Origin of the sequence: Paraburkholderia sp. NMBU_R16, assembly GCF_013282575.1 — a bacterium.
In the GTDB taxonomy this organism is placed as follows: domain Bacteria; phylum Pseudomonadota; class Gammaproteobacteria; order Burkholderiales; family Burkholderiaceae; genus Trinickia.
Genome location: NZ_JAAAYE010000290.1, coordinates 1 through 499 on the forward strand (window position 1 = coordinate 1; position 499 = coordinate 499).

Sequence of the window (499 nt, forward strand, 5' to 3'; positions counted from 1 at the left end):
ATCTAAAGACGCGCGGCGTGAACGACATTCTGATTGCCGTCACCGACGGCTTGAAGGGGATGCCAGAGGCGCTGGCGGTGGTATTTCCGGCAACCACGCTGCAGACGTGCATCGTCCACCTGATTCGCAACAGCCTGGATTACGCGAGCTGGAAGGACCGTAAGGGGCTGGCCGCGGCGATTCGACCGATCTACACAGCGGCGAGCGCAGAAGCCGCTCAGGCCGAACTCGACGCGTTTGCCGAAGGTCCGTGGGGGCAACGATTCCCGACGGTCAGCGCCGCATGGCGCAACGCGTGGGATCGCGTCATTCCGTTCTTTGCGTTCCCGCCAGCGGTGCGTAAAGTCATTTACACAACCAATGCCATTGAGAACATCAACGCGCAGTTGCGAAAGATCATCAAGACGCGAGGCCACTTCCCGAGCGATGACGCCGCCACAAAACTTATCTGGCTTGCCCTGCGCAATATCACAGCCGGATGGAGCCGCTCCGCTCACGA

At 60.5% G+C, this 499-nt stretch carries 1 protein-coding gene; it reads left to right on the forward strand.

Annotation, left to right across the window (positions count from 1 at the left end):
• The coding region (locus GWC77_RS28295; protein ID WP_173262941.1) for an IS256 family transposase at window positions 1–499 on the forward strand (499 nt) is incomplete at both ends.